Source organism: Octadecabacter antarcticus 307 (assembly GCF_000155675.2).
GTDB classification, from domain to species: Bacteria; Pseudomonadota; Alphaproteobacteria; order Rhodobacterales; family Rhodobacteraceae; genus Octadecabacter; species Octadecabacter antarcticus.
This window is the reverse complement of the sequence record NC_020911.1, coordinates 2880836-2902158: the sequence shown is the minus strand read 5'-3', so window position 1 is coordinate 2902158 and position 21323 is coordinate 2880836. Positions and strand designations below refer to the sequence as shown.

The following is a 21323-nucleotide window of genomic DNA, read 5'->3' as shown; positions in this document are numbered from 1 at the left end:
GATCAGCGCTTGGAGGGGCTGTTGGCGGACACCGTTAGATCGATTGTGACATGTCCATCTGGCGGGCCAAACTGGCAAAACGCCTGTTGCAGCGTCCCGAACACGGGCCCCGCATCACCCGTCAGGCGCGTGCAGAAATTCTTGGACCGGTCAAACGTTCCGCTTTGCTTTAGAAAGTCGATGCAGCCCATGATTTCAGCCATATGATCGCCCTCACCCATCACATACAGCGAAAATTGCGCGTCTGCTGCCTGACCCAATTCACGGGTCGCGGCCAAAGCAGCAAGTGACGCCTCTTGCCGTGACGCCAGCGGCTCGGATGGGTTGGCCAGCGCGCTCGTCAGGCAGATCGGGTCATCCGGCTCTCCCGGACATCCACGCGATAGGGTGGCGCGTAAAACCACGTGCTGCCCTGATTTGGCGGCAGCCACGTAAAGATCGCGCAATGCGGGAAACAAAACCTCGGGTGGACCGACAATCAGCGTCGAAATATCATCGGTCTCAATCCGCAACCGGTCTCGCCAAGGATCAAGCGCGACCAGCGATGTCAAAATGACATCAACGAACCCGTCGGTCATCGGATAAAGTGAAATTTGTGCGCCTGCAAACATATCAGTCCTCCTTGCTACGCTGGCATTATCCAGATCAGCTTTGAGGGTCCGTGGGCTTGTCGCCCAAATCTCAGCCGCAGCATTATGCGACACCCCTGTGGTGATACTGACTTAAACAATTCGAGTGCAGGTATACAAGCGGGTTCACGAACTATTTTCGTCAGGTGGCTGAATGCGCGCCACAGATTTCTAAGAAATTGTCTGAACGCTACGATTGGACCTGCACTCATTTCTAATCAATCACCAAAACAGATATAACAATCCGCTGCCTGAATACATTGGTGTCTATCTAAAACACCCCCGACTAATCTGATCCCGCCGTACAATCGGCCATTCGCTGCACTGCAGAAAATACGCGATCTGAACTCATGGCGGACCCTCGCTGCAGGCGCACAATATCCCTCGATATCTCCTTACGTTCAATAAGGGTCAGCGCCAAACGCGATCTCACACGCTCGGGTGGGCGGATGCCTCCCGTACCCAATCGCGTGGCGATTGAGTCGTGGTGGCGTCGCATGTTTGCGGTTGTCTAATGGCGCGCGACCTGGTGCCACGCGGTCCCGGTCCCGGTCCCGGTCCCGGTCTCAAGGTGTCGCGGTGTCACGGGATGCCAAGCGTCCCCCGATTGTCCGGTTGTCTGTTTCCAGTAGAGAACTAGAATGTTTCCAAGGCGTTCTGGCTTCGGGTCCTTCCCAGCGTTTCCTAGCCGTCGCGGGGGGCGCAGAGCGCGACGTTTCAGACGTTTCTAAATCCTGCCCTACACACTGGTTGTTCGCAGTTCGGGAGCGCCTCGCAGCGGGTATCCGGGGTGGCGATCGAATAGGGTTTTACGGTGGTAACAAGCGAGGGGGATTGAGGTCGGGACTCGGTACTCCGCCCCAGAGCCAGAAGCCTTGTTTCCACTAATGATGGAGAACAGTGGGTAATTCCCCCATTTTTAATAGGGCTCAGCCGTAGAATTCACTCGGCTGTTTTCAGTTTCATTGCGGGTGTTATGCCGCCGATGCCCATGTTGGGTCTCTCATTGTTGTAAGTCCAGAGCCATTCTGTCGCCTGGTTTTGGGCCTCCTCGATCGTTTCAAAGATGTACTGGCTCAACCATTCGCCACGAACGGTGCGATTGTATCGCTCGATATAGGCGTTCTGCTGAGGTTTGCCTGGCTGGATGTGTTCAAGCCGAACACCGTGTTTTTCGGCCCATGTCATCAAGGTCCCACTGATGTATTCTGGGCCGCTGTCCGTTGCCTGACAGTTGATTGCAAAGCAGTTGATCGATGCCCTTCTGCTTAGTCCATGAAGTTTACGACGGGCATGCGCCCAGTAATACGCCAATTGGATCGGCGCATTATCCCGCAGGTCCAGCACGCGGTTGTACCCTGCATAGCCGTTTATTATCTGACAGGTGTTGCGCAGCATCACCGAGAGGGTACTTTCAGGATGCTACCAAATCCCTGCAACAACCCGGGTGCGTATTTTTCCGCACGCCCCGGCGCATAGGTCAAGGCGAAGCCCGGTGGTTCCCGTCCATTCCAGGAGCGATCGTCGCGGGCGAACGCCCAGAAGTAAAGCTTCGGCCCTCAATGTGATCATCCGGAATGGAACAGCTAGTAGCCTGATTTAGCGGATAGGAGACGCTTCGAGAGCATTCAAATCAGTTGAAACTACTGCGCCTTAATTTTGACTGAGCATTTCGGTTAGAAATGCATCCGATTGTGCAGCATCCGGCAACCGGTCGTCCAACAGCAGCATCGCGTAGCCATGCACGAGTGACCAAACGCGGACAGCGCGTCTGAGAACCTTCGGGTCGTCAGGCGGCAGCTCTGCATGTTTAGCAACGGCGTCGATCAAGACGCCGTAAGCATTATGCCCGACCTTCTGCTCACCCTCGCTTAATGTGCCAATCGAATAAGCTCCGCCAAACATGAGCTGGAACATGGCAGGGCGGTCGCGGGCAAACCCGATATAGGCACGGCCAAATCCAGCAAGACCATCTTCAGCCTCGGCAAACCGCTGTCCAAGATCTACGAAGCCGTTGCCTGCGATGGTGGCGAGCAGAGTCTCTTTGGAGGCAAAGTGCCGGTAGGTTGCAGTGGGGGAGACACCGGCACGCCGCGCAGTTTCACGCAACGAAATATCGGCGTTTCCGGTCTCTTCAAGCGCAGCCGTGCCAGCTGCAATCAGCGCGTTGCGCAATTCGCCATGGTGATAGGGTTTTGACATGTTGACAATGCTCACATCCTGCTTATGTTTACAACGTGCACTTCTTGAGACGCACTGTCCATACCCTAGCAAGCAAAAGAGGGAATAACATGATAACGATAAAACAAAGGCCGCAGTTGCGGACACTCCACCTGATTGGCTCTGGTTTAATCGGGTGGGCACTTTATGGAAATACCGCTGTCGTCATGGGCCTCGCGCAATGGGTGGCCTTTCCGGCTTTGGCACTTTCTGGTGTCTGGATGTGGAAGCAGGGGGCCATTTCCCGATGGTTGAACTCACGCGCGGCCACACAGCACGGGCACGGCGAAGAATGAGCGTATTTGGTGGAATTATCGCAGGGTACCTTGATTATAATGCTCTAAAAATCCTGCACCTGTTCGGGATCATTCTTTTTATGGGGAATATCATTGTCACCGCGTGGTGGAGGGTGATGGCAGACCGGACAGGTGATTACCGTGTCATCGCATTTGCGCAAAGACAGGTCGTTCTGACGGACATGGTATTTACCTTTGGTGGAGTGGTCATTTTGGCGATTGCTGGATGTGGTATGGTTTTCCATATGAAGGAGAACATCATGGAGGAACTTTATGCGCAGCGTTGGTTGTGGTGGGGGTATACGCTGTTCATAATTTCGGGAGTAATCTGGGTTGTTGTTTTGATCCCAATACAGATTATCCAGTCCCGCATGTCGCAAAAATTTACAGTGACCGACGAGATTCCAGAGCGGTACTGGCCGTACGGAAAAATATGGCTTTCTTTTGGAGCCTTGGCAACCGTGGTGCCACTCGCCAACATGTATTGGATGGTCATTAAGGCGTGAAATCGTGCTTTCGGTGTTCAGGTTTTAAATGCCTGAAACGCTCCTTTTTGAACGTTCTTGGATAACCTCGGGCCCTTGTTTCGCAGATTGGATGGTAAAGGTGGGGCGGTAGGTTTAGCCCACCTTTGTAGCTAAAAATGGAAACTGAACCTATGAATATTCCTGTCTTAATCGTCGCCATCATCACCTTGATTTCCTTCATGGCGCATGTCTTTGGCGGAACTCGTGAGACAGCTGCCATTGCACCAAAAGAAGACGACAGGTTGGTGGTATCTTGGGTGCAGGAGACGTGCGCTTTTCAGATGCTAGCCGTCTACCTACTTGCTTTAGCCCGGCGTTGACAGATACTGATTTTACAGTTGTTTTACGAGGAAATGATGCTGGCGGTACTGCTATGAGTGAAAGCTACTTGAACAAATTCGAGCTTAAAGACGGACAAGTAATTCTGTTTCATCGCCAACATGCCAAGCGCCCCGTTTATCACGTGCGCATACACGTTAGGGAAATGCAGGACGTTTATGTAAATAAAGTTACTTACGTGCGAGAAAGCACGGGCGAAACGGATTGAGAAGAAGCGAAACGGTACGCTTTGGACAAGTACGACGACCTTCGCTTGCGAGCTAAGAAAAAAGAGCCAGTCAAGCAGCTTACGTTTGACGATTTGTATGGGCTTTGTTGCACAAATAGTCATGTATTTGGGATTCATGTTGTGAATCCAGCATGGTAGCTTGTGTTTATGAGCAAACCTATCCCCCCGATTTACCGCACAAGGAACTGGCCTGAGTACAACAAGGCCCTGAAACAGCGCGGGTCTCTGACTATTTGGTTCAACCCAGAGGTCACGTGGAAAGCTGTACCGACCACTGCCCGGCAGTCGCTGCTTTGCCGCGACGTGAGGGGGCAAACGGGGCCGTCAGCCACGCTACAGCGATGCGGCGATCCAAACCTGTCTTACGTTGAAAGTGCTGTTTGGAATGCCTTTGAGGCAGGCGACAGGCTTTGTGGAAAGTCTGTTGAAATTGATCTACCTTGACTGGGAGGCTCCAGATTTCAGCGCGTTATGTTGTCGTCAGAAAACTCTGTTGGTTGCCATTCCCTACCAAGGGTCAAAAGGCCCGTTAAATCTCCTTGTCCCCTCTCGTGCATTGCTGCGCAATACCTTGCCGGGCAACGGACAGTACGGCATCAAAGCCCCCTATCGGCAGCATCCTGCGGATGCGCTTGCCGGGCAGTGGAGGGCGAAGGTGCCCTCTCGGGATCATGCTGCGCATAACCCTGCCGGGCAATAAGTGGAACGCTCGCAAGCCCTCCTCTCACACATGCAAGCATGTGTTGCCGGGCAAAGAGCGGATCGAAACGCCGGTTGTGGCGCAAGATCCACATTCCTTGCCCGGCAGGGCATTGCGCAGCAATGTCCCGAGAGGGGGGTGATGAAGAAACGTTGGAGATACGCGCCGTCCATTGCCGTCAGGCGATTGCAAAGCAATCTGCCGAGAGGGACATGATCAGTAGCAGCATTGGGGACCCGTCCATGTTGCCCAACCTTCTCGATCAGATCGCACCAGATCAGATGATCTGCAGCGTTTCAGCGCCCACTCGTGCATGTAAACATGCATTGCCGGGCAATGGATGGGGCATATGCCCCGGGGCGTCGCCCGTTCTGGGCTGAACTGATCCGTGGGATCAATTCCAAGACGCCCGTCACCCCACAAATGTCATGAAGCAATTGCGGCCCGCAATGCCCGTGCTGTCATACCGCCACGCAAGAATGCCAAGCTATGGAAGCCGGATACGCTGGGGGCCATAGCCCGAAACGACGCCGTACAGTCCTCAAAGGATCTCGGCCGCGCTCATCAATGGCGTCGCTTGAACGGATAACACCGCAGGAGTCGTGTTGAGACAAACCCTCTCGGGCATTGCTGCGCAATACCCTGCCTGGCTGCGGATGCATTGTATGAAACTACTTGGTCAGAGCTTGGCAGCGCGCGACTTCGAACGGCAGGTTGCGGAAATCCAAATCCGCGCAGTGATACTCAATGGCTTCACCGCACTTGGCATCCCCAGAACCGTTGTCGTAGCGTAGCTCCATCAGGGGTAAGGGGAAGTCAGACCTCGTGCTGCTTTGTGCAACAAAGCCCCCAATGGAGATAAGCCGCCGGCTTTAAGCCGGTTCGCTTCAGCGGAAATTCTAATGATCTCTCCTTCACATTTTGAAGCCCCGATTGGGGTAAGGCTTCAAAATGTGAAGGAGAGATCATGGCCTATTCTACAGGATCACATACCAGATTTTATCACCGTTATCACGTCGTTTGGGCGACGAAATATCGACATAAGGTTTTGCGCGGGCCGATGCGCGAACGGATCCGCGATATCATTCGACAGTCTTGTGCCGAGATGGGCGTGCATATTATGAAGGGTGTTCTGGCAAGTGACCACGTCCACATGTTCATATCTGTCCCGCCACAGATCGCGCTGTCCAAGGTGATGCAGCGGATCAAAGGGCGCTCGTCGCGGCGGGTTCAGATGGAGTTCCCAGAGTTGCGCAAACGGTATTGGGGAAGGCGGTTTTGGGCCCGTGGATATTTCTCGGAGTTATAGCTGAAAGTTGTTGACGGCCCGGCAGGGCATACGAAGTATGTCCCGAGAGGGATTGTTGTAAGTCCACAACCATTGTGTGGCGTAATCTTGTACCTCCTGAATGCTGTGAAAGATATTCACCCCAAGCCACTCATTCACTGCCCGGCAGTCGATGGATAAGACAGCCCAAAACCCCAGTTCTTACGGGCCTTGGTCAAAGCAATCAGCCAATCTTCAATCTCTTCATTTTCGTTAGCCAACAGCGGCACATACCGAAAGCACCGCTGGCAGATCGTGAATGCCCCCTCTCAGGCATGTAAACATGCCCTGCCGGGCAGCGGGCATGCCAGTGCAATGCTGACACCGCGCACAGCGACTGCTTGTTGGGCCATCTCTCGTCAGAAACCCTCTCGGGATCATGCTACCCATAACCCTGCAGGGCAATGGACGGCCTCATTCCATTTTTGCCAGCGCTTCCATAAACCAGCGCATTTTGCATGCTCACATCCGCATACATACGTTTCAAACGCGCATTCTCTGCCTGCAATTGTTTCATCGCAGAAATGAGTGACGCGTCCCTCTCTGCAGATTGCTACGCAATCGCCTGCTGGCAATGCATGCCCCCATACTTTGAACGCCCCTGAAAAAACGCAACACTGCTCATTCCGTGGATACGGCACAGCACCGTTACAGGCACACCACTCTCAGCTTCTTTCAAAACTGAGACAATCTGCGCCTCTGAATAACGTGATTTTTCCATAGTGAATCTCCTTGGCTTATCTTGCCGCAAAAATTCTTGTTTTCAACACAACCATTTTTAGGGTGGATTGCCAGTAAGCAATACTCGGTTTTAGGACGTCGTACGCGGTTTGCGCGGGGCGGCGTTGCCACCCTTTGCGGCCAGTTGACGGGCACGGTTTTTCTTGCTGGATGGTTTGCTCTGTGTCGGCGTGCCATTTGCGTCGGTTTTCGGGCCTTTTCCAGCGTAGGGCTTGCCAGATGGCTTGCCTGCATAAGGCTTGCCGCTGGGTTTGCCGCCAGAATTGCCATCGTAAGGTTTACGCGCCTTGATCGGTTCGATCGTGTCGTCAGAGGCTTTGTTTTTATCGTTCTTACCCGCGAAGGGTTTGTTGCTGTCGTATTTTGGTTTTGCACCGACTTTTGGCTTTTTCGGCTTGGGCGTGGATGTGTCATTCCAATCGACAGGCGTGGTGTTGCCGCTTGGTTTGGCGGTGGGCTTTTCAAAGGATTTTTCAGCGGCGGGTTTGTAGTCGGATTTATCTTTTGACTTATACGCAGGCTTGTCCTTATTTTTGTAGTCGGGCTTGCCGCCAGAATTTGGACCATCATAGCGCGGTTTGGCATCCTTGCGCGCGGGGCCTCGCTCAAAGCTGGGCGGGTTGGCGATGCGAGTCAGAGGTGCACCGTTTTCCAGTGTCATATCAGTACCAAGTGCGGCGGTGAGGGTTTTGACCGACGCCTCGCGGACCTCAATATAGGACATGTCAGGCTGGATGCGGATCGCGCCGATGTCGTCCTTGGTGATGTTGCCCATTTTGCAGATCATCGGCAGGATGCGGCGCGGTTCAGCGCCGGCATCGCGACCACCGGGCAGGGAGAACCACACGCTTGGGCCAAAGGCTTGGCGTGGTTTTGCGGGTTCACCTACATCGGCCAGTTCTTCGGGTGCTGTGTGCTTTTCGCGGTAAAGACGCAAGTAAGCTGCGGCGAGCTGTTCTGGCGCGAAGCGTTCGGCCATCGTTGCGACCATTGCCTGTGCCGATTCGTCGACGTCGGCGGACCAATCGGTGTCTTCCAACATGCGTTCTTCATCTTTGGCGGTGACTTCGTCGGCTGAGGGCGCGTCGGCCCAGGTTGCCGTCAGCTTTGCCCAGCCCAACAAACGCTCGGCCTTTTTGCGCACAGCAGGTGGGACGATCATCGCTGATGTGCCCTTGCGTCCCGCGCGACCTGTACGGCCAGAGCGGTGCAGCAGCGTGTCTTGGTTGGTTGGGAGTTCTGCGTGGATCACTAGGTCGAGGTTCGGCAAGTCGATGCCACGTGCTGCAACGTCAGTGGCTACACAAACCCGGGCGCGGCCGTCACGCATGGATTGCAGCGCGTGGGTCCGTTCGGATTGAGACAATTCGCCAGAAAGGGCCACAACGCTAAAGCCTCTGTTGGACAGGCGGGTGGTCATGCGGTTGACTGTGGCGCGGGTGTTGCAAAACACGATGGCATTTGGCGCCTCAAAGTAGCGCAATACGTTGATGATGGCGTTTTCGGTGTCACGGGCCGACACGCAGAAGGCACGGTATTCAATGTCCGCGTGCTGCTTTTCGCCTGTCGTCGTGGCGACGCGCTCTGCATCACGCTGGTAGCGCTGTGCGAGCTTAGCGATAGAGGCCGGAACGGTCGCCGAAAACATTAACGTCTGACGGTCTTTGGGCGATTCATCGAGGATGAATTCAAGGTCTTCGCGAAACCCAAGGTCGAGCATTTCATCGGCTTCGTCCAACACGACCGCCTTGAGGCTAGACAGGTCGATGGATTTGCGCATGATGTGGTCGCGCAGACGGCCCGGCGTGGACACGACGATATGCGCACCGCGCCCCAATGCACGGCGTTCGTCGCGCATATCCATGCCGCCAACAGTTGACGCGATCACCGCGCCGGTTTTTTCGTACAGCCATTCCAGTTCGCGTTTCACTTGCAACGCCAATTCGCGTGTCGGTGCGATCACCAAGGCCAGCGGCGCGTCGGCACGATCAAAGCGTTCCGCATCGCCAAGCAGGCTTTGCGCGATGGCAATGCCAAAGCCCAGCGTCTTTCCCGATCCAGTTTGCGCAGAGACCAGCAGGTCGCGGCCCTCCAACGCGGGGTCAGAGCACGCCTCTTGGACGGGGGTCAGCGTGTCGTAGCCACGCGCTTTGATGGCATCAGCAAGAGCCTGTTTCACGAGATTTCACTTTTCTACATTGGGTTTGTGCGCAGTCCCCCAACGGAGTATGAGAGCGCGCGTGATTGTTTGAGCGGCCCTAACCTGTTGGAACGCGCTTGTATAGGGCGTTTGGGTGGCAGGCTTATATGCAGTTTCGGGTTTCAACGCGTCTGCACGACCCGCCGAAACGTGCGCGTTTGCCAGAGTGGCCAGCCGATCATCTGACTGACGGTGACAAATTGCAGTCCGCGCGCTGCGAGGCCGTCAAGGGTCCGGGGCATGGCGTCAACCGTGCCGCGGTGGATATCGTGGCTGAGGATGATACTGCCCTGATGGGCGTTTTGCAGGATGCGGTTGGCGACAACGCTGGCACCGGGACGACGCCAGTCTTGTGGGTCGACAGACCACAAGATTGTCGGCAGGGCCCGTGCCGTGTGCAGCCCCGTGCGTTGGCTACGGGTTAATGCGCCGTAGGGCGGGCGAAACGTGACGGGCGGGCGACCTGTGACTTGAAAAATGGCGTCGCTGGTCTGGTCAATTTCACGGGTGACGGCCGACGTGGCCATGCGATCAAGAAATGGATGCGACCAACTGTGATTGCCGATTTCGTGGCCTTCTTCGGCAATGCGCTGTGCGATGCTTGGATATTGCACGACGCGGTTGCCGATCAGATAGAACGTGGCGCGAATTCCGCGTTCGCGCAGCATATCGAGAAGGCGGGGCGTCTGGGTTGGGTGGGGTCCATCATCAAACGTCATGGCAACCACAGGGGACGGTGTGCTGACGGCCCTGATCGTCGCTGCATCCGCGTTCACGATATCATCAGGTAAAGCAATCAGCGCACGCGCGCTGGCTTGCGTGCCACCCAAAGCTGCAGCGCATGCGCCAAGACCAGCCACCAGCGCGTGGCGACGCGAAAGACGTACCATATGACCCTCCCCAGGGATTCGTAAGCAGACAATAAGATAGCTGGCGGGATTCTGCCCTGAAATCAAAGGGTTTTTCGCGAATTCGTGGTTGCGTAGCGCCCGTGCGCCGCACACACACTGCATCTTGTGGCGGTTGATGCGTGAAAAGCTGCGATTGAGCCGCGCTTGTGGCTTGACGGGGTGCGCAGCCGTGCCTAGAAGCGCAGCACGTTGATGCAAATCAGCGGACAGTGGGCGGTTGTAGCTCAGTTGGTTAGAGTACCGGCCTGTCACGCCGGGGGTCGCGGGTTCGAGTCCCGTCAACCGCGCCACCGCTGTCCCTTTGATCCAAGGATTGGATTGCTCTGCTTGAGGATAAAAGCAAAAAGTGCGCGGTTGTAGCTCAGTTGGTTAGAGTACCGGCCTGTCACGCCGGGGGTCGCGGGTTCGAGTCCCGTCAACCGCGCCACTTTATTTGTCAGAAATTTTTGGCAAATAAGTTGCTCCCCCTGATACTTTTGCTGTATAAATATCCCCCAAAACAAAGCGCTGCACCCAACTGTCGCAGTTTGGGGGCTGCGATCATGACGTATGAACCGGCAATGTTATTGAATTGGCTGCTGGTGGCGTCTGGTTTGCTTGCGTCTGATCTGTTCAGCGGTTTGTTTGAGAGCAATTCTGACGATAAAGTGGTCGTTGACCCCCTCAGTGAGTTTACCGCTTTAGGATTGGGTGATGATCCGTTTGTCGGCACCGATGTGGATGACAATGTGCTTGGCCAAACAGGCAATGACACGATTTCCGGAGAGGGCGGCGATATTTTGTCAAGCGACCAGTTTGACGACGATGCGATTTGGTCACTTGGCGAAGCTAAAATCTTGGATGTTGGGGCGGGCGACGATCAGAAGTACTTTTCGGATGGTGATGTCGCAACGGGCGGCGCCGGTGCTGATACGTTTGGCATGATTTTGTCCGATGAAGGTGTCGAACAAATCATAGATTTTGACCCTGACGAGGATAACGTCGTTCTTTACGTCGATGACCTCAGCATCGCAGAGACCGCGCCGATTATCAGCTATGTCGTTGATACGGATGCCGACAACACCACGGTGTCGTTGGACGGTACCCCCACATTGGTTTTTGACGGTCTGTATACCCCTGAAGAGCTTGGGGTGACGCTGGCTGATACGGATTCGATTGATTTTCCCACCACATCATAACAGTGATGTGGGCTGGGTCCTGCTGCATGAAAGTGGTGATCCTGGTAATGTCCATCGTGCTTGGGCAGATCCAGCGTGCGCGCCAAAGCATCCAGTATATATTGAGCGCGGGCACACGCCGTCCGCGCGCCTTATCCCGCACGTGTAATTCGCATATATGGTGTTCTAAACCTGTGCCAAAAGGTGGCCGTTTCGGTTGTGCCGCGCGATCAGTTTGATCTGTTGGCGTCGCGCCGGAATAGGGGCCGCAGGGCAGGGGTGATGCCCTGCGCCAATTCTGCAAACAGCGTTAGGATTCCAAGGCGCGCGCCGTGCGACAATGCGGCCAATCCACTGCAGCGGGCGCGGGCCATTTTGCGTGTCGACGATCGATTTGGCGCGCAGGTCTTGCGCCACCGTTGGACCGTTCGGAGTATTGATGAACGTACCTTTTGTGAGGCACGCTGGGATGGCGCGATTTGATCGGGTTAATTTGCGGATCGCGCCCGTACAAAGGCCGCCCGTAGTAGGGGGTCTTCGCCGGCCAGCAGGGGCGCGGCGGTGATTGCAAACGGGATGTCAGGTGGGATGCCCACACCCTCAAACGATTGGCCGTCCATCGCGCGGTAGGTCTGGTGTGACAGACCAAGGTCCCAACCGTTCGCCAGTTTGAACCCTAAGATGTCGGACAATCCACCGGATGTAGGCTGGCCCATCGTTATGACCTGCGCCAGTTCACGCATCGTCATTATCAGGATTTCTGCCGCAGATCCAGTGAGTTGGCTGGTTAGCACGATTACGGGTTGGGTCAGCGGGGTGGCGTCAAACGGTTGGAGTACGGCAGTGAAGGGCGCGGATTGGCCTGACCCATTTTCCGATCCGTCGCGGGTGGTTTTGGTGAACACATCCAGCGGGGCGTCAATGAAATGGCTGGCGACGCCGAACGATACGGAATCTGATCCACCGGGGTTGTAGCGCAGATCGATGATCATCGAATTGGCGTCGGTCATAACGTCAGCGACTTGCGAAAACGCCAGTGCCATCGCGGTTTCGCTTGTGGTGCCGAACGGTGTGTCTAACCCCATGTGCCGGATCAGTACGTAGCCAACGCCGTCGGGCAGCAAGACGTATTCGATGCCCGTCAGGTCCACAGGCGTGAGGTCAGTGCCAAGCGTGTCACGCGCGATTTGGGTCAAGGCGTCGCGGTTGAGTGTGTCCACCAGCCAATCGGGGTCCTGAGCAGGAGAGACATATCCAATGGGCGCGCCGATCTGGACGTGGCCATCATCAAGGCCCTGTAGCGTGTCTGACAGCAGCGCCAGCAGGGCGCTGTCCGTCATAGTGTCGCCCATCGCAGGTGCCAACGCGCGGCGTGCATCCCAATCGACGCCGTGCAGATCAAAGAACGCATAATGTTCATCCATGGCCGTCCACATGGAGTCAAACACATCACGCGGTGTGGCGTCAGGATTGGCGGCGCTGCAATTATCTGGCAGTGCGTCGATGCGTTCAAGGATCATCGGATCGAGCGATCCATCGACGTTAAGATGCAGCTGGGAATCGATCACGGAAACGGTTGCGCCCTCGGCCATTTCGACCAGTTTCAGATGGGCGGGGAATGACAGTTGGTGCAGGCATGAAACGCTGGTTTCTGAATACATCTTTGCGGTGAATGGCGTCAGCGTGATGATCGTGCCACCGGTTTGCGCCCGCCAGACGCCGCGTTCATCGCCGTTTGGCATGTAGATAACCCATGACACCACTATGGCCGCAACGAACGCGCCAATCACGATCCAGATTTGGTTGAGAAAGCGTTTCATGTTCAGACCTTCAACATTCTAGGTCAAAGCATCCAACACGCGGGCCCACGACCGCATGCCTTTGTGAAACGCCTCAACGTCGTATTTTTCATTCGGGGAATGGATGCGGTCGTCCTCGGACGCGAAGCCAATCAGCATTGCGTCCATGTCCAGCACCGATTTGAAATGCCCCGCAATGGGGATTGATCCGCCCATGCCGACGAACACGGCCTCGCGGTTCCATTCATCAGACAGCGCCTGACGCGCCAGTTCGAATTCTGGGCGGTCGGTGTTCATCACGGACGCGGGCGCGCCCTCAAGGTCGTTGTCCCATGTGACTGTGGTGTCAGGCCGTAGCTGATTTTCGACGTGTTTGCGCAGTGCGATGCGCAGTTTGTCGGGGTCCATGTCGCCCACCAAACGGCAGGTGATTTTACAATGGGCATCGGCGGGGATCACGGTTTTGGACCCGGCCCCTTGATAACCACCCCAAAGTCCGTTGATTTCCAACGTGGGCCGTGACCATTGCTGTTCAAGGATGGAATAGCCTTTTTCGCCAGCAGACGTCGTGAGCCCCGCGCCCGTCATATATTCGGCTTCGTCAAAGCCGCAGGTTTTCCATTGCGCGATCAGGTTATCGCCGATTTCGATAACATCGTCATAAAAACCATTAATGGTCACACGGCCTTGGTCGTCATGGAAGGACGCGATGATGCGGCTAATTTCACGAAGTGGGTTCACGGCTGGCCCGCCGTAATGCCCCGAATGAAGGTCCATCGCGGGGCCGTGCAGGGTGAATTCGTCTTTCAGCATGCCGCGAAGCTGGCTGGCAATAGACGGCACACCCGGCGCGACCATCCCAGTGTCGCAGATCAGCGCGAGATCAGCTTTAAGTTCATCGGCGTTCGCCTGCATAAACGGCACGAGGGACGGCGATCCGGTTTCTTCTTCGCCCTCAAACAGGAAGGTGATTTTGCAGGGCAGTTCGCCGTTCACAGCGATCCACGCGCGACACGCTTCCATGAAGGTCATCAACTGGCCTTTGTCGTCCGACGTGCCGCGACCGCGGATGACTTTCTTACCGTCCCTGTCTTCGATAAACGGCGCAAACGGATCGTGATCCCATAATTCAACAGGATCAACAGGTTGCACGTCGTAGTGGCCGTAAAACAGCAAGTGGGGGCCGGTGTCGCCAACATGCCCGACGACCATTGGATGCATCAGGGTTTCGCGTTTTGAGGCATCAACACCAAGCGATTTCAGGTCATCAACCAGCCAATCGGCGGCTTTGTCGACCTCGTCTTTATAGGCGGGGTCGGTGGACACCGATTGCAGCCGCAGCAGCCCCATCAAACGGTCAAGGGACGCATCAAGGTCAGTGTCGATTTTCGCAAGGACGGTGTCGAGAGACATGGGGGAAGCTCCTGAAAGGCATGGGATCAGGCAAAGCCTAGCAGTGTCGCCCTCAGTGTTCTAGACGGTGCAGGTGTGCCGGGATGCTTAAGGGTGCGTGTCCGCCAGAATCAAGAGGGCAAAGCTGCCCAGAGCCATTAAGGCGCCCGCGCCCTGATCTATGTTCACCATCCCAGTAACATAGGACGCATAGTCCAGCACCAGCAGGCTTTTGAGCAAAGCAATGCTGAAATAGATCATCTTCAGGCTAAGGTGGCGCAGCAAAACGATTTCAGGAATCACAGCGTCCGTAAGGTCTGATAGTTAAGATTGCCAATGCGGAAAATACCTGTCCACTGCTGGCGATTTGCATCCCGACTGTGACGAAGGCATATCCTGACGACGTGATCACAACCGACAAAAGGGCGGCTGTCGGAATCGATTGTTAAAACATGGTGGAGTCATTTTGTGGTTAGATGCGTGGCTTGGGTGTGCGGCACTCATCACTCATCCTGTGATAAAAAATAACGTTGGGCTAATTTTTACACGTTGCTGGCGACCGCTATGGTCAAGGTTTCTAGACCCTTTGGTGCAGCGCGGGAATTGATGCAAATCAAAGAGGCAGATGGCACGGGGCGCTATATGTGCGACCAACGGTAACAGGCACGTAAAACTGGTGCGCCAAGTGTTGCCTGACTTAGGATGGGGATATAACAGGGTCTATGCCTTGACCTTGGGATCTGTCCCAAGTCTGTATGACAAGGGAACTTATGCTTTGAACTTTGAATATAAACTCGACGTGGCATTGGCCCGCCTTCATGATGAAGGCCGCTACCGCACGTTTATCGATATTGAACGTAAAAAGGGTCAGTATCCCCATGCGGTCTGGACCACGCCCGAGGGTGAGGAATTGGATATCACCGTGTGGTGTGGCAACGACTATCTTGGCATGGGTCAGCATCCTGTGGTGTTGGACGCGATGCACGAGGCGCTGGACGCCACGGGTGCCGGATCAGGTGGAACGCGCAATATTTCGGGCACGACGGTCTATCATAAGCGTCTGGAGGCGGAATTGTCGGACCTGCATGGCAAGGAAGACGCGCTGCTGTTTACGTCCGCCTACATTGCCAATGACGCGACACTATCAACTTTGCCACGCTTGTTTCCAGGGCTGATTATTTATTCTGATGCGCTGAACCACGCGTCGATGATCGAAGGTATTCGACGCAACGGCGGCGAAAAGCGTATCTTCAAACATAACGATCTGGATGATCTGCGACGGATTATGGCTGCTGATGATCCTGACGCGCCAAAACTGATAGCCTTCGAATCTGTGTATTCCATGGATGGCGATTTCGCCCCGATCAAAGCGATTTGTGATCTGGCAGATGAATATGGCGCGTTGACCTATATCGACGAAGTTCACGCCGTCGGCATGTATGGGAAGCGCGGGGGCGGTATTGCCGAACGCGACGGGTTGGCGCACCGCGTCGATATCATCAATGGAACGCTGGCCAAGGCGTTTGGCGTCATGGGCGGCTATATCGCTGCATCCGCGAAAATGTGTGACGCAGTAAGATCTTACGCGCCGGGTTTCATTTTTACGACGTCTATCCCACCCGCTGTTGCGGCGGGGGCGGCGGCGTCAGTTGCGCATCTGAAAACCGATCAAGAGCTACGTGACCGCCATCAAACACAGGCGAAAATCTTGAAAACCCGTCTGCGCGGCCTTGGATTGCCGATCATTGATCATGGTAGCCATATCGTGCCGCTGATTGTTGGCGATCCGGTTCATACGCAAAAACTGTCCGATATGTTGTTGCGGGAACACGGCATGTATGTGCAGCCGATCAATTTCCCGACAGTGCCACGGGGAACCGAACGGTTGCGTTTTACGCCATCTCCGGTTCATGGACCGAAGGAAATGGACGCGCTTGTGAAGGCTCTGGACGCTTTGTGGTCCCATTGTGCGCTGAATCGTGCCGAGCTTGCCGGCTGAAAATTGCCGCATGTGCAAAATGGTTTTCCTTGTGGTATCGAGAGGGCAAGGAACGGTAACGAGACGAATCGGACCGTTTCGATGGGGCATACAGGCAAGGGTTACGGATGATCCGAAAAGGGTTCAGACGCTCTAAAGATGAACAGGTCGTTAAAGCGGCAGGTTTTGACGCGTTTGATTTGCGTCTTGGTGATCTGATGCGTGGCGAACGTGCGACCATGGGCAAAAGCCTTTTGGACGTGCAACGTGAACTCAAAATCAAAGCCGCCTATATTGCAGCGATTGAGAACGCCGATCCTACAGCCTTTGACACACCAGGTTTTATTGCTGGTTATGTAAGGTCCTACGCACGGTATTTGAATATGGATCCCGATTGGGCGTTCGACACGTTCTGTACCGAAAGTGGGTTTGCTACCGCGCACGGCATGTCCGAGCAGGCTTCCGGCGCAAAGTCGACGCGCCAAGCACCATTTGACAAAGACATTTTTGCCTCGCCAGCAATGCCGTTTATTCCAGCAGGCGATGCGATGTTTGCAGCTGTTGAACCGCGCGCTGTTGGTTCTTTTGCGGTCTTGATCGCGCTGATTTGTGGCCTAGGCTACGGCGGCTACACGGTGCTGCAAGAGGTGCAAAAGGTACAATTGGCGCCGGTTGAGAACACGCCGACGGTTGTGGCCAGCATTGACCCGCTGGCGGGTGGCGGTTTGCCTGCCAACGATGCGGGCGTGAATGTCGTTGCCGGATTTGACGCGCCGTCGACTGAAAGTCTGGATCGTCTGTATCGCCCGCAAGCGCTGGATGCGCCCGTGTTGGTGCCACGTGATGGTCCAATTGCGTCGCTTTCACCGTATGCAAATGGCAGGTTTGCACCCACAATAGGGGAACGTCCCGGCCTTATGGGGCAGGACGGCCTTCTATCAGAAGTTGGTGCGATGACGCTGGCGGGTGTGGCACCCAACATCCAAGTGACAGAAAATCCGCCTCCTGGTGTGCAGCTTGTGGCTGTTCGGGATGCGTGGGTGCGGGTGCGCGCGGCTGACGGGACTGTCATCTATGAGGCGACGATGGTCGCTGGTGACACGTTTAACGTGCCGCAAACGATCGAACCCGCAACACTGCGCATAGGTGAATCCGGCGCGGTTTATTTCTTGGTGAACGGGGCGCATTATGGTCCAGTTGGTCCAAGCGGGCAGGTGACGTCTAATCTGGCGCTGTCTGTGGACAACCTGACGACCAGCTTTGCGGTTGCCGATCTGACGGCCGACAGTGATCTGGCCGACGTCGTGCGCGTGGCCGAACTTCAGGTTCTGACGCCGACACAAAACACTGACTAATAACCGCCAGTTAAACTGTCGCAGGCCGTTGTTCGCGCGCTGCGCCGGCGCTAAATAATGAATAACTCTCCCTGACAGGTGAACCCGCGATGTCGCTGAACCCTATCCGCCCTTGGCGCAATATTTACCGCCGCAAAAGCCGCCAGATCATGGTGGGAAAAGTCCCTGTGGGGGGCGACGCGCCGATCACGGTGCAGACGATGACTAACACACTGACACCGGATGTGAGCGGCACGCTGGCGCAAATTCAGCGCTGTGTCGATGCAGGCGTTGATATTGTGCGGGTGTCAGTTCCGGACGAAGATAGTTCCAAGGCGCTAAAAGAGATTTGCGCGGCCAGCCCTGTGCCAATCGTTGCGGATATTCATTTTCATTACAAACGCGGCATCGAGGCGGCTGAGGCGGGGGTGGCGTGTCTACGTATCAACCCGGGCAACATCGGGTCCGAAGCGCGGGTGCGCGAAGTTATCAAGGCTGCGAAAGACAACAATTGTGCTATGCGCATTGGGGTGAATGCCGGATCGCTCGAAAAGCATCTGCTTGATAAATATGGCGAACCTTGCCCTGATGCGATGGTTGAGTCCGGTTTGGACCATATCAAACTATTGCAGGACAACGATTTTCACAATTTTAAAATCAGCTGCAAAGCGTCCGACGTGTTCATGGCCGCAGCCGCCTATCAGCAGTTGGCTGAGGCAACGGATGCGCCGATCCATCTTGGGATCACTGAGGCGGGCGGCCTGATGTCCGGCACGATCAAATCTTCAATTGGAATGGGGTCTTTGCTGTGGGCGGGCATCGGCGACACGATCCGTGTGTCCCTGTCGGCAGATCCTGTGGAAGAGGTGAAGGTTGGCTATGAGATCCTCAAGTCCCTCGGGTTGCGCCATCGCGGGGTAAATATCATTTCCTGCCCTAGCTGCGCGCGTCAAGGGTTTGATGTGATCAAAACCGTTGAAAAGTTGGAAAAACGGCTCGAACATATCAAAACGCCGATGTCGCTGAGCATCATTGGCTGTGTTGTGAACGGCCCCGGTGAGGCGCTGATGACCGACGTTGGGTTTACTGGCGGCGGCAATGGTGCGGGCATGGTTTATCTTGCTGGCAAGCAATCCCACAAGCTGAGCAATGACGACATGATCGAACATATCGTCGAGCAGGTTGAGGCGAAGGCGGCAGTTTTGGACGCGGCTGCTGCGGTTGAGGCTGCTGCGACGGAATAAATTTCGAATTTCGAGGCGCTTAAATCCGAACAATGCGGCTGCGCTGCGGACGCTTGGGGCTAGCCCCCGTCCTTCGGCCCCCCCGGGATATTTTTGAAACAACGTCAGGTTTGAAGCAAATACAGCGTCAGAGGCAATCGGGCAGGTTAATTAGCTGTCGTCGCGTTCCTGTTCGATGATCTGGCGCATCTGCGCAAGGTTGATGTAGCCGCGCACCAGCTGGTCGCCAAACACGAATGTCGGCGTGCCGGTGATCTGCATCTGGTCCCCAAGGGCGCGATTATTGGCCAGAACCGTTTGCGTGGCGTCACTTTCCATTTCGGCAAAGATTGCGTCTGCGTCGAGGTCAAATGCCGCAGCAAGCGAGCCGAGGCTGGCCGGTGTCACGTCGGAGTTCAGGGCAATAAGCGCGTCAGATATCAGTTTATACGCCGCGTCCCCCGCAACGGTTTTTGTGGCGATAGCGAATTGCGAGGCCAGCATGGATTGTTCGCCCAAGATTGGAAATTCTTTGGTGATTATGCGGATGTTGCCATCGCTTGTGACCAGTTCAGCCACTTCCGGATGGGCGCGGCGGCAGAAACCACAGCGGTAGTCGATGAATTCAACGATCGTGATGTCGCCGTCCGGATTGCCACCAACAAAGGAAAATCCGTCATTCAGCAGTGCGTTCATATTGACCTGTGCCAGCGTTTCGTCGCGCGTCGCTTCGGCCTGTTCCTGACGGTTTTCAAGCACTGCGATGGCTTCCATCAACACTTCCGGGTTTTCCAACAGATAGGCGCGGACTTCGGCTCGAAACGTGTTGCGCTGCGCATCTGTCATGTCAGCGTCTGGCGCATCGTTTTGGGCGAACACGGATGTTGTGGTCAGCAAAAGTGCTGCGATGGTGGATGTCAGGCGCATGGGGGAAACTCCGGATAAATCATTGACCAGCAGAAAGCACGTCTTGCGCACGCTGCCAAGGGGCAGAGCCGCGCGAAAGCCGATCCGCCGCGCGGGTCGCATGGAGTGTTGCGTCATCCATCCGTCCCTGAAGCGCGTATCGTTCCGCCGTGGCCAGCGACGCGAGGCCCAATTGATTGGTGCGCGCATAGGCCTGCCCAAGATCGCGCAAGGTATTTGATGATTGCCCGTCCAAGGCGCGCGCACGTTCCAGTGCCGCTACTGCGCGCGCATTGCTGTCAGCCGTATCCAGCGCCAGCAAAGCACGACCGTAACCCGCCAAGATCAGCGGTTCATTGCCATTGAGCGCGACGGCGTTCTGGTAGGCTTGCACCGCGGGTCCCGCCTGACGGCTTTCGAGCAGGATTTGACCGTAAAGTTCATACCAGTAGGCATCGTTGGGATACTGCGCCAGAAGCGACTGCATCGCTTGAATGGCACGATTGGCGTCCGCTTGGCGGTGATAGGCGACTGCGGCGCGCATGATGCCAATGGGGGAGGTGTCATTTCGCACCCGGCGCAGGGTCCAGCCGGGGTTTTGCGTGAACGCGCTGAGTTTACCTTGCGCGCGCTCGAACCAGAAATCGGCGTTCGGATTGGGCTGCGCGGTGCCAGGATTAGCGGCGATCAGACCGCGCAAAGCGCGAATGCGATCTGATGTCAGCGGGTGCGTGCGCGCGTATGGATCTTGGCGTGACACAGACAGCACTTCTTGGCCGCGAAACAATTCAAGCACTTCTGCAGCACTCGCAGGGTCCACGCCTGCGCGCAGCATAAAGCGGACGCTGGATTGATCGGCGGCTGATTCTTCGGCGCGGGTGTGGGCGAAAAACTGACGCTGCGCGGCACCAGTTGCACCAGCAGCAATACCACCCGCCGCCGCAGCACTGTCAGAGGCAAGGGCGACAGCCATTGCCAGCGCGAGGCCGAAACCCGCGGCATTGTTGGCACCGCGTAGATTTGTGAGCCGACGTGAGATGTGGCCATTGGCAATATGCGCAGCCTCATGGGCGATGATGGATTGCAACTGGCCCGCACTGTTGACCCGTTGCAACAGGCCCGAGTGGATAAAGATCGCGCGGCCATTGATGACAAAGGCATTCATGCTGCTATCGTTGACAACCAAGATCCCCACATTGTTTGGGTTCAACCCCGCTGCGCGCAGGATGGGGCCCGCCAACTGATCAAGGCTGTGTTCGATGTCTGCATCACGGATCAGGTTTACCGCATGGGCGGGTGCCGCGACGTTCATCAGCGTGAGAGCGGCGCCTAGGAAGAGGGACAAGACTGAAAGGCGCATTGACGGGCTCCGGCGGGACAGGGCAAACAGGTTTCAAAGCAACGTAAGGCAGAGC

Annotated in this window: 19 protein-coding genes, 2 tRNA genes, 5 pseudogenes and 1 riboswitch; of the genes and pseudogenes, 13 read left to right on the top strand and 13 right to left on the bottom strand. The window is 55.8% G+C overall.

Annotated elements, in window-relative coordinates; all coding sequences use genetic code 11:
- Nucleotides 1–2: 2 nt before the first annotated feature.
- The 4 genes and pseudogenes from OAN307_RS14710 to OAN307_RS14700 form a co-directional block, all read right to left on the bottom strand.
- Complete coding sequence (locus tag OAN307_RS14710; RefSeq protein WP_015500456.1) at nucleotides 3–611, bottom strand: YkoF family thiamine/hydroxymethylpyrimidine-binding protein; 609 nt, start codon at nucleotides 609–611, stop codon at nucleotides 3–5.
- A riboswitch (TPP riboswitch) is annotated at nucleotides 605–718 on the bottom strand. Its footprint overlaps the gene before it by 7 nt.
- 853 nt (nucleotides 719–1571) lie before the next feature.
- Nucleotides 1572–1850: pseudogene (locus OAN307_RS28090) on the bottom strand (transposase); the annotation flags it as partial.
- Between the two features lie 42 nt (nucleotides 1851–1892).
- Nucleotides 1893–2176 (bottom strand): annotated as a pseudogene (locus tag OAN307_RS30165) (IS66 family transposase); the annotation flags it as partial.
- A gap of 106 nt (nucleotides 2177–2282) precedes the next feature.
- Nucleotides 2283–2831: a TetR/AcrR family transcriptional regulator gene (locus OAN307_RS14700; RefSeq protein ID WP_044043821.1), complete on the bottom strand. Its 549-nt coding sequence runs from the start codon at nucleotides 2829–2831 to the stop codon at nucleotides 2283–2285.
- A gap of 89 nt (nucleotides 2832–2920) precedes the next feature.
- On the opposite strand from OAN307_RS14700, the gene OAN307_RS28085 reads away from it, so the two are divergent.
- The 7 genes and pseudogenes from OAN307_RS28085 to tnpA all read left to right on the top strand — a co-directional run bounded on the left by OAN307_RS28085 (nucleotide 2921) and on the right by tnpA (nucleotide 6249).
- Nucleotides 2921–3145 (top strand): hypothetical protein, encoded by a 225-nt coding sequence (locus OAN307_RS28085; RefSeq protein ID WP_144055589.1) that lies wholly within the window; start codon nucleotides 2921–2923, stop codon nucleotides 3143–3145.
- Nucleotides 3142–3651 (top strand): DUF2269 family protein, encoded by a 510-nt coding sequence (locus OAN307_RS14695; RefSeq protein WP_015500454.1) that lies wholly within the window; start codon nucleotides 3142–3144, stop codon nucleotides 3649–3651. Before OAN307_RS28085 ends, OAN307_RS14695 begins: the two co-directional genes overlap by 4 nt.
- Nucleotides 3652–3803: 152 nt before the next feature.
- Nucleotides 3804–3992: a hypothetical protein gene (locus OAN307_RS14690; protein ID WP_015500453.1), complete on the top strand. Its 189-nt coding sequence runs from the start codon at nucleotides 3804–3806 to the stop codon at nucleotides 3990–3992.
- Nucleotides 3989–4219 carry a hypothetical protein gene (locus tag OAN307_RS28080; protein WP_144055588.1) on the top strand — a complete coding sequence of 77 codons (231 nt, stop codon included), beginning with the start codon at nucleotides 3989–3991 and terminating at the stop codon, nucleotides 4217–4219. The genes OAN307_RS14690 and OAN307_RS28080 overlap by 4 nt, the downstream gene beginning before the upstream one ends.
- 168 nt (nucleotides 4220–4387) lie before the next feature.
- A pseudogene (locus OAN307_RS31350) lies at nucleotides 4388–5281 on the top strand (transposase); the annotation flags it as partial.
- Nucleotides 5282–5364: 83 nt separating this feature from the next.
- Nucleotides 5365–5734 (top strand): annotated as a pseudogene (locus tag OAN307_RS26550) (hypothetical protein); the annotation flags it as partial.
- 173 nt (nucleotides 5735–5907) lie between these two features.
- On the top strand, nucleotides 5908–6249 hold the full coding sequence (gene tnpA / locus OAN307_RS14665; protein ID WP_015500451.1) for an IS200/IS605 family transposase: 342 nt from the start codon (nucleotides 5908–5910) through the stop codon (nucleotides 6247–6249).
- 155 nt (nucleotides 6250–6404) lie between these two features.
- Here tnpA and OAN307_RS28070 read toward each other — a convergent pair.
- From OAN307_RS28070 to OAN307_RS26540, 3 genes and pseudogenes are all read right to left on the bottom strand, one after another.
- Nucleotides 6405–6988: pseudogene (locus OAN307_RS28070) on the bottom strand (transposase); the annotation flags it as partial.
- Between the two features lie 90 nt (nucleotides 6989–7078).
- Entirely contained in the window at nucleotides 7079–9187 is a 2109-nt protein-coding gene (locus tag OAN307_RS14650) for a DEAD/DEAH box helicase (RefSeq protein ID WP_015500450.1), read from the bottom strand.
- 143 nt (nucleotides 9188–9330) lie between these two features.
- Nucleotides 9331–10098 (bottom strand): polysaccharide deacetylase family protein, encoded by a 768-nt coding sequence (locus tag OAN307_RS26540; protein WP_015500449.1) that lies wholly within the window; start codon nucleotides 10096–10098, stop codon nucleotides 9331–9333.
- A 234-nt stretch (nucleotides 10099–10332) separates the two neighbouring features.
- Here OAN307_RS26540 and OAN307_RS14640 point away from each other — a divergent pair.
- From OAN307_RS14640 to OAN307_RS14630, 3 genes are all read left to right on the top strand, one after another.
- Nucleotides 10333–10409: transfer RNA gene (locus tag OAN307_RS14640), tRNA-Asp, on the top strand.
- A 60-nt stretch (nucleotides 10410–10469) separates the two neighbouring features.
- Nucleotides 10470–10546 (top strand) — tRNA-Asp (locus OAN307_RS14635).
- 115 nt (nucleotides 10547–10661) lie between these two features.
- On the top strand, nucleotides 10662–11297 hold the full coding sequence (locus tag OAN307_RS14630; RefSeq protein ID WP_144055587.1) for a type I secretion protein: 636 nt from the start codon (nucleotides 10662–10664) through the stop codon (nucleotides 11295–11297).
- Between the two features lie 165 nt (nucleotides 11298–11462).
- Here OAN307_RS14630 and OAN307_RS29020 read toward each other — a convergent pair whose 3' ends face one another.
- From OAN307_RS29020 to OAN307_RS29015, 4 genes are all read right to left on the bottom strand, one after another.
- Nucleotides 11463–11693: a hypothetical protein gene (locus OAN307_RS29020; protein WP_044043816.1), complete on the bottom strand. Its 231-nt coding sequence runs from the start codon at nucleotides 11691–11693 to the stop codon at nucleotides 11463–11465.
- A 71-nt stretch (nucleotides 11694–11764) separates the two neighbouring features.
- Nucleotides 11765–13096, bottom strand: a complete 1332-nt coding sequence (locus OAN307_RS14620; RefSeq protein ID WP_015500446.1) for a S41 family peptidase — start codon at nucleotides 13094–13096, stop codon at nucleotides 11765–11767.
- A gap of 18 nt (nucleotides 13097–13114) precedes the next feature.
- On the bottom strand, nucleotides 13115–14488 hold the full coding sequence (locus tag OAN307_RS14615; protein WP_015500445.1) for a dipeptidase: 1374 nt from the start codon (nucleotides 14486–14488) through the stop codon (nucleotides 13115–13117).
- Nucleotides 14489–14575: 87 nt separating this feature from the next.
- Nucleotides 14576–14728 carry a hypothetical protein gene (locus OAN307_RS29015; protein ID WP_187292470.1) on the bottom strand — a complete coding sequence of 51 codons (153 nt, stop codon included), beginning with the start codon at nucleotides 14726–14728 and terminating at the stop codon, nucleotides 14576–14578.
- Nucleotides 14729–15242: 514 nt separating this feature from the next.
- On the opposite strand from OAN307_RS29015, the gene hemA reads away from it, so the two are divergent.
- The 3 genes from hemA (at nucleotide 15243) to ispG (ending at nucleotide 19023) form a co-directional block, all read left to right on the top strand.
- Entirely contained in the window at nucleotides 15243–16466 is a 1224-nt protein-coding gene (hemA, locus tag OAN307_RS14605) for a 5-aminolevulinate synthase (protein WP_044044786.1), read from the top strand.
- Between the two features lie 107 nt (nucleotides 16467–16573).
- Nucleotides 16574–17800, top strand: coding sequence for a helix-turn-helix domain-containing protein (locus OAN307_RS14600; RefSeq protein ID WP_015500442.1), 1227 nt, complete (start codon nucleotides 16574–16576; stop codon nucleotides 17798–17800).
- Between the two features lie 89 nt (nucleotides 17801–17889).
- On the top strand, nucleotides 17890–19023 hold the full coding sequence (ispG, locus tag OAN307_RS14595) for a flavodoxin-dependent (E)-4-hydroxy-3-methylbut-2-enyl-diphosphate synthase (RefSeq protein WP_015500441.1): 1134 nt from the start codon (nucleotides 17890–17892) through the stop codon (nucleotides 19021–19023).
- 150 nt (nucleotides 19024–19173) lie between these two features.
- On the opposite strand, the gene OAN307_RS14590 is transcribed toward ispG, so the two are convergent.
- Together OAN307_RS14590 and OAN307_RS14585 are read right to left on the bottom strand one after the other, a co-directional pair.
- Nucleotides 19174–19929, bottom strand: a complete 756-nt coding sequence (locus OAN307_RS14590; RefSeq protein WP_044043813.1) for a DsbA family protein — start codon at nucleotides 19927–19929, stop codon at nucleotides 19174–19176.
- Between the two features lie 19 nt (nucleotides 19930–19948).
- Complete coding sequence (locus OAN307_RS14585; RefSeq protein ID WP_015500439.1) at nucleotides 19949–21268, bottom strand: M48 family metalloprotease; 1320 nt, start codon at nucleotides 21266–21268, stop codon at nucleotides 19949–19951.
- Nucleotides 21269–21323: the final 55 nt, after the last annotated feature.

Coding starts and splice junctions, on each gene's coding strand:
- tnpA (WP_015500451.1), top strand. CDS start 5,908: ATGGCCTATTCTACAGGATCACATACCAGATTTTATCACCGTTATCAC.
- OAN307_RS26540 (WP_015500449.1), bottom strand. CDS start 10,098: ATGGTACGTCTTTCGCGTCGCCACGCGCTGGTGGCTGGTCTTGGCGCA.
- OAN307_RS14695 (WP_015500454.1), top strand. CDS start 3,142: ATGAGCGTATTTGGTGGAATTATCGCAGGGTACCTTGATTATAATGCT.
- OAN307_RS14590 (WP_044043813.1), bottom strand. CDS start 19,929: ATGCGCCTGACATCCACCATCGCAGCACTTTTGCTGACCACAACATCC.
- OAN307_RS14710 (WP_015500456.1), bottom strand. CDS start 611: ATGTTTGCAGGCGCACAAATTTCACTTTATCCGATGACCGACGGGTTC.
- OAN307_RS14630 (WP_144055587.1), top strand. CDS start 10,662: ATGACGTATGAACCGGCAATGTTATTGAATTGGCTGCTGGTGGCGTCT.
- OAN307_RS28085 (WP_144055589.1), top strand. CDS start 2,921: ATGATAACGATAAAACAAAGGCCGCAGTTGCGGACACTCCACCTGATT.
- OAN307_RS29015 (WP_187292470.1), bottom strand. CDS start 14,728: ATGATCTATTTCAGCATTGCTTTGCTCAAAAGCCTGCTGGTGCTGGAC.
- ispG (WP_015500441.1), top strand. CDS start 17,890: ATGTCGCTGAACCCTATCCGCCCTTGGCGCAATATTTACCGCCGCAAA.
- OAN307_RS14700 (WP_044043821.1), bottom strand. CDS start 2,831: ATGTCAAAACCCTATCACCATGGCGAATTGCGCAACGCGCTGATTGCA.
- OAN307_RS14690 (WP_015500453.1), top strand. CDS start 3,804: ATGAATATTCCTGTCTTAATCGTCGCCATCATCACCTTGATTTCCTTC.
- OAN307_RS14585 (WP_015500439.1), bottom strand. CDS start 21,268: ATGCGCCTTTCAGTCTTGTCCCTCTTCCTAGGCGCCGCTCTCACGCTG.
- OAN307_RS14620 (WP_015500446.1), bottom strand. CDS start 13,096: ATGAAACGCTTTCTCAACCAAATCTGGATCGTGATTGGCGCGTTCGTT.
- OAN307_RS14615 (WP_015500445.1), bottom strand. CDS start 14,488: ATGTCTCTCGACACCGTCCTTGCGAAAATCGACACTGACCTTGATGCG.
- OAN307_RS14600 (WP_015500442.1), top strand. CDS start 16,574: ATGATCCGAAAAGGGTTCAGACGCTCTAAAGATGAACAGGTCGTTAAA.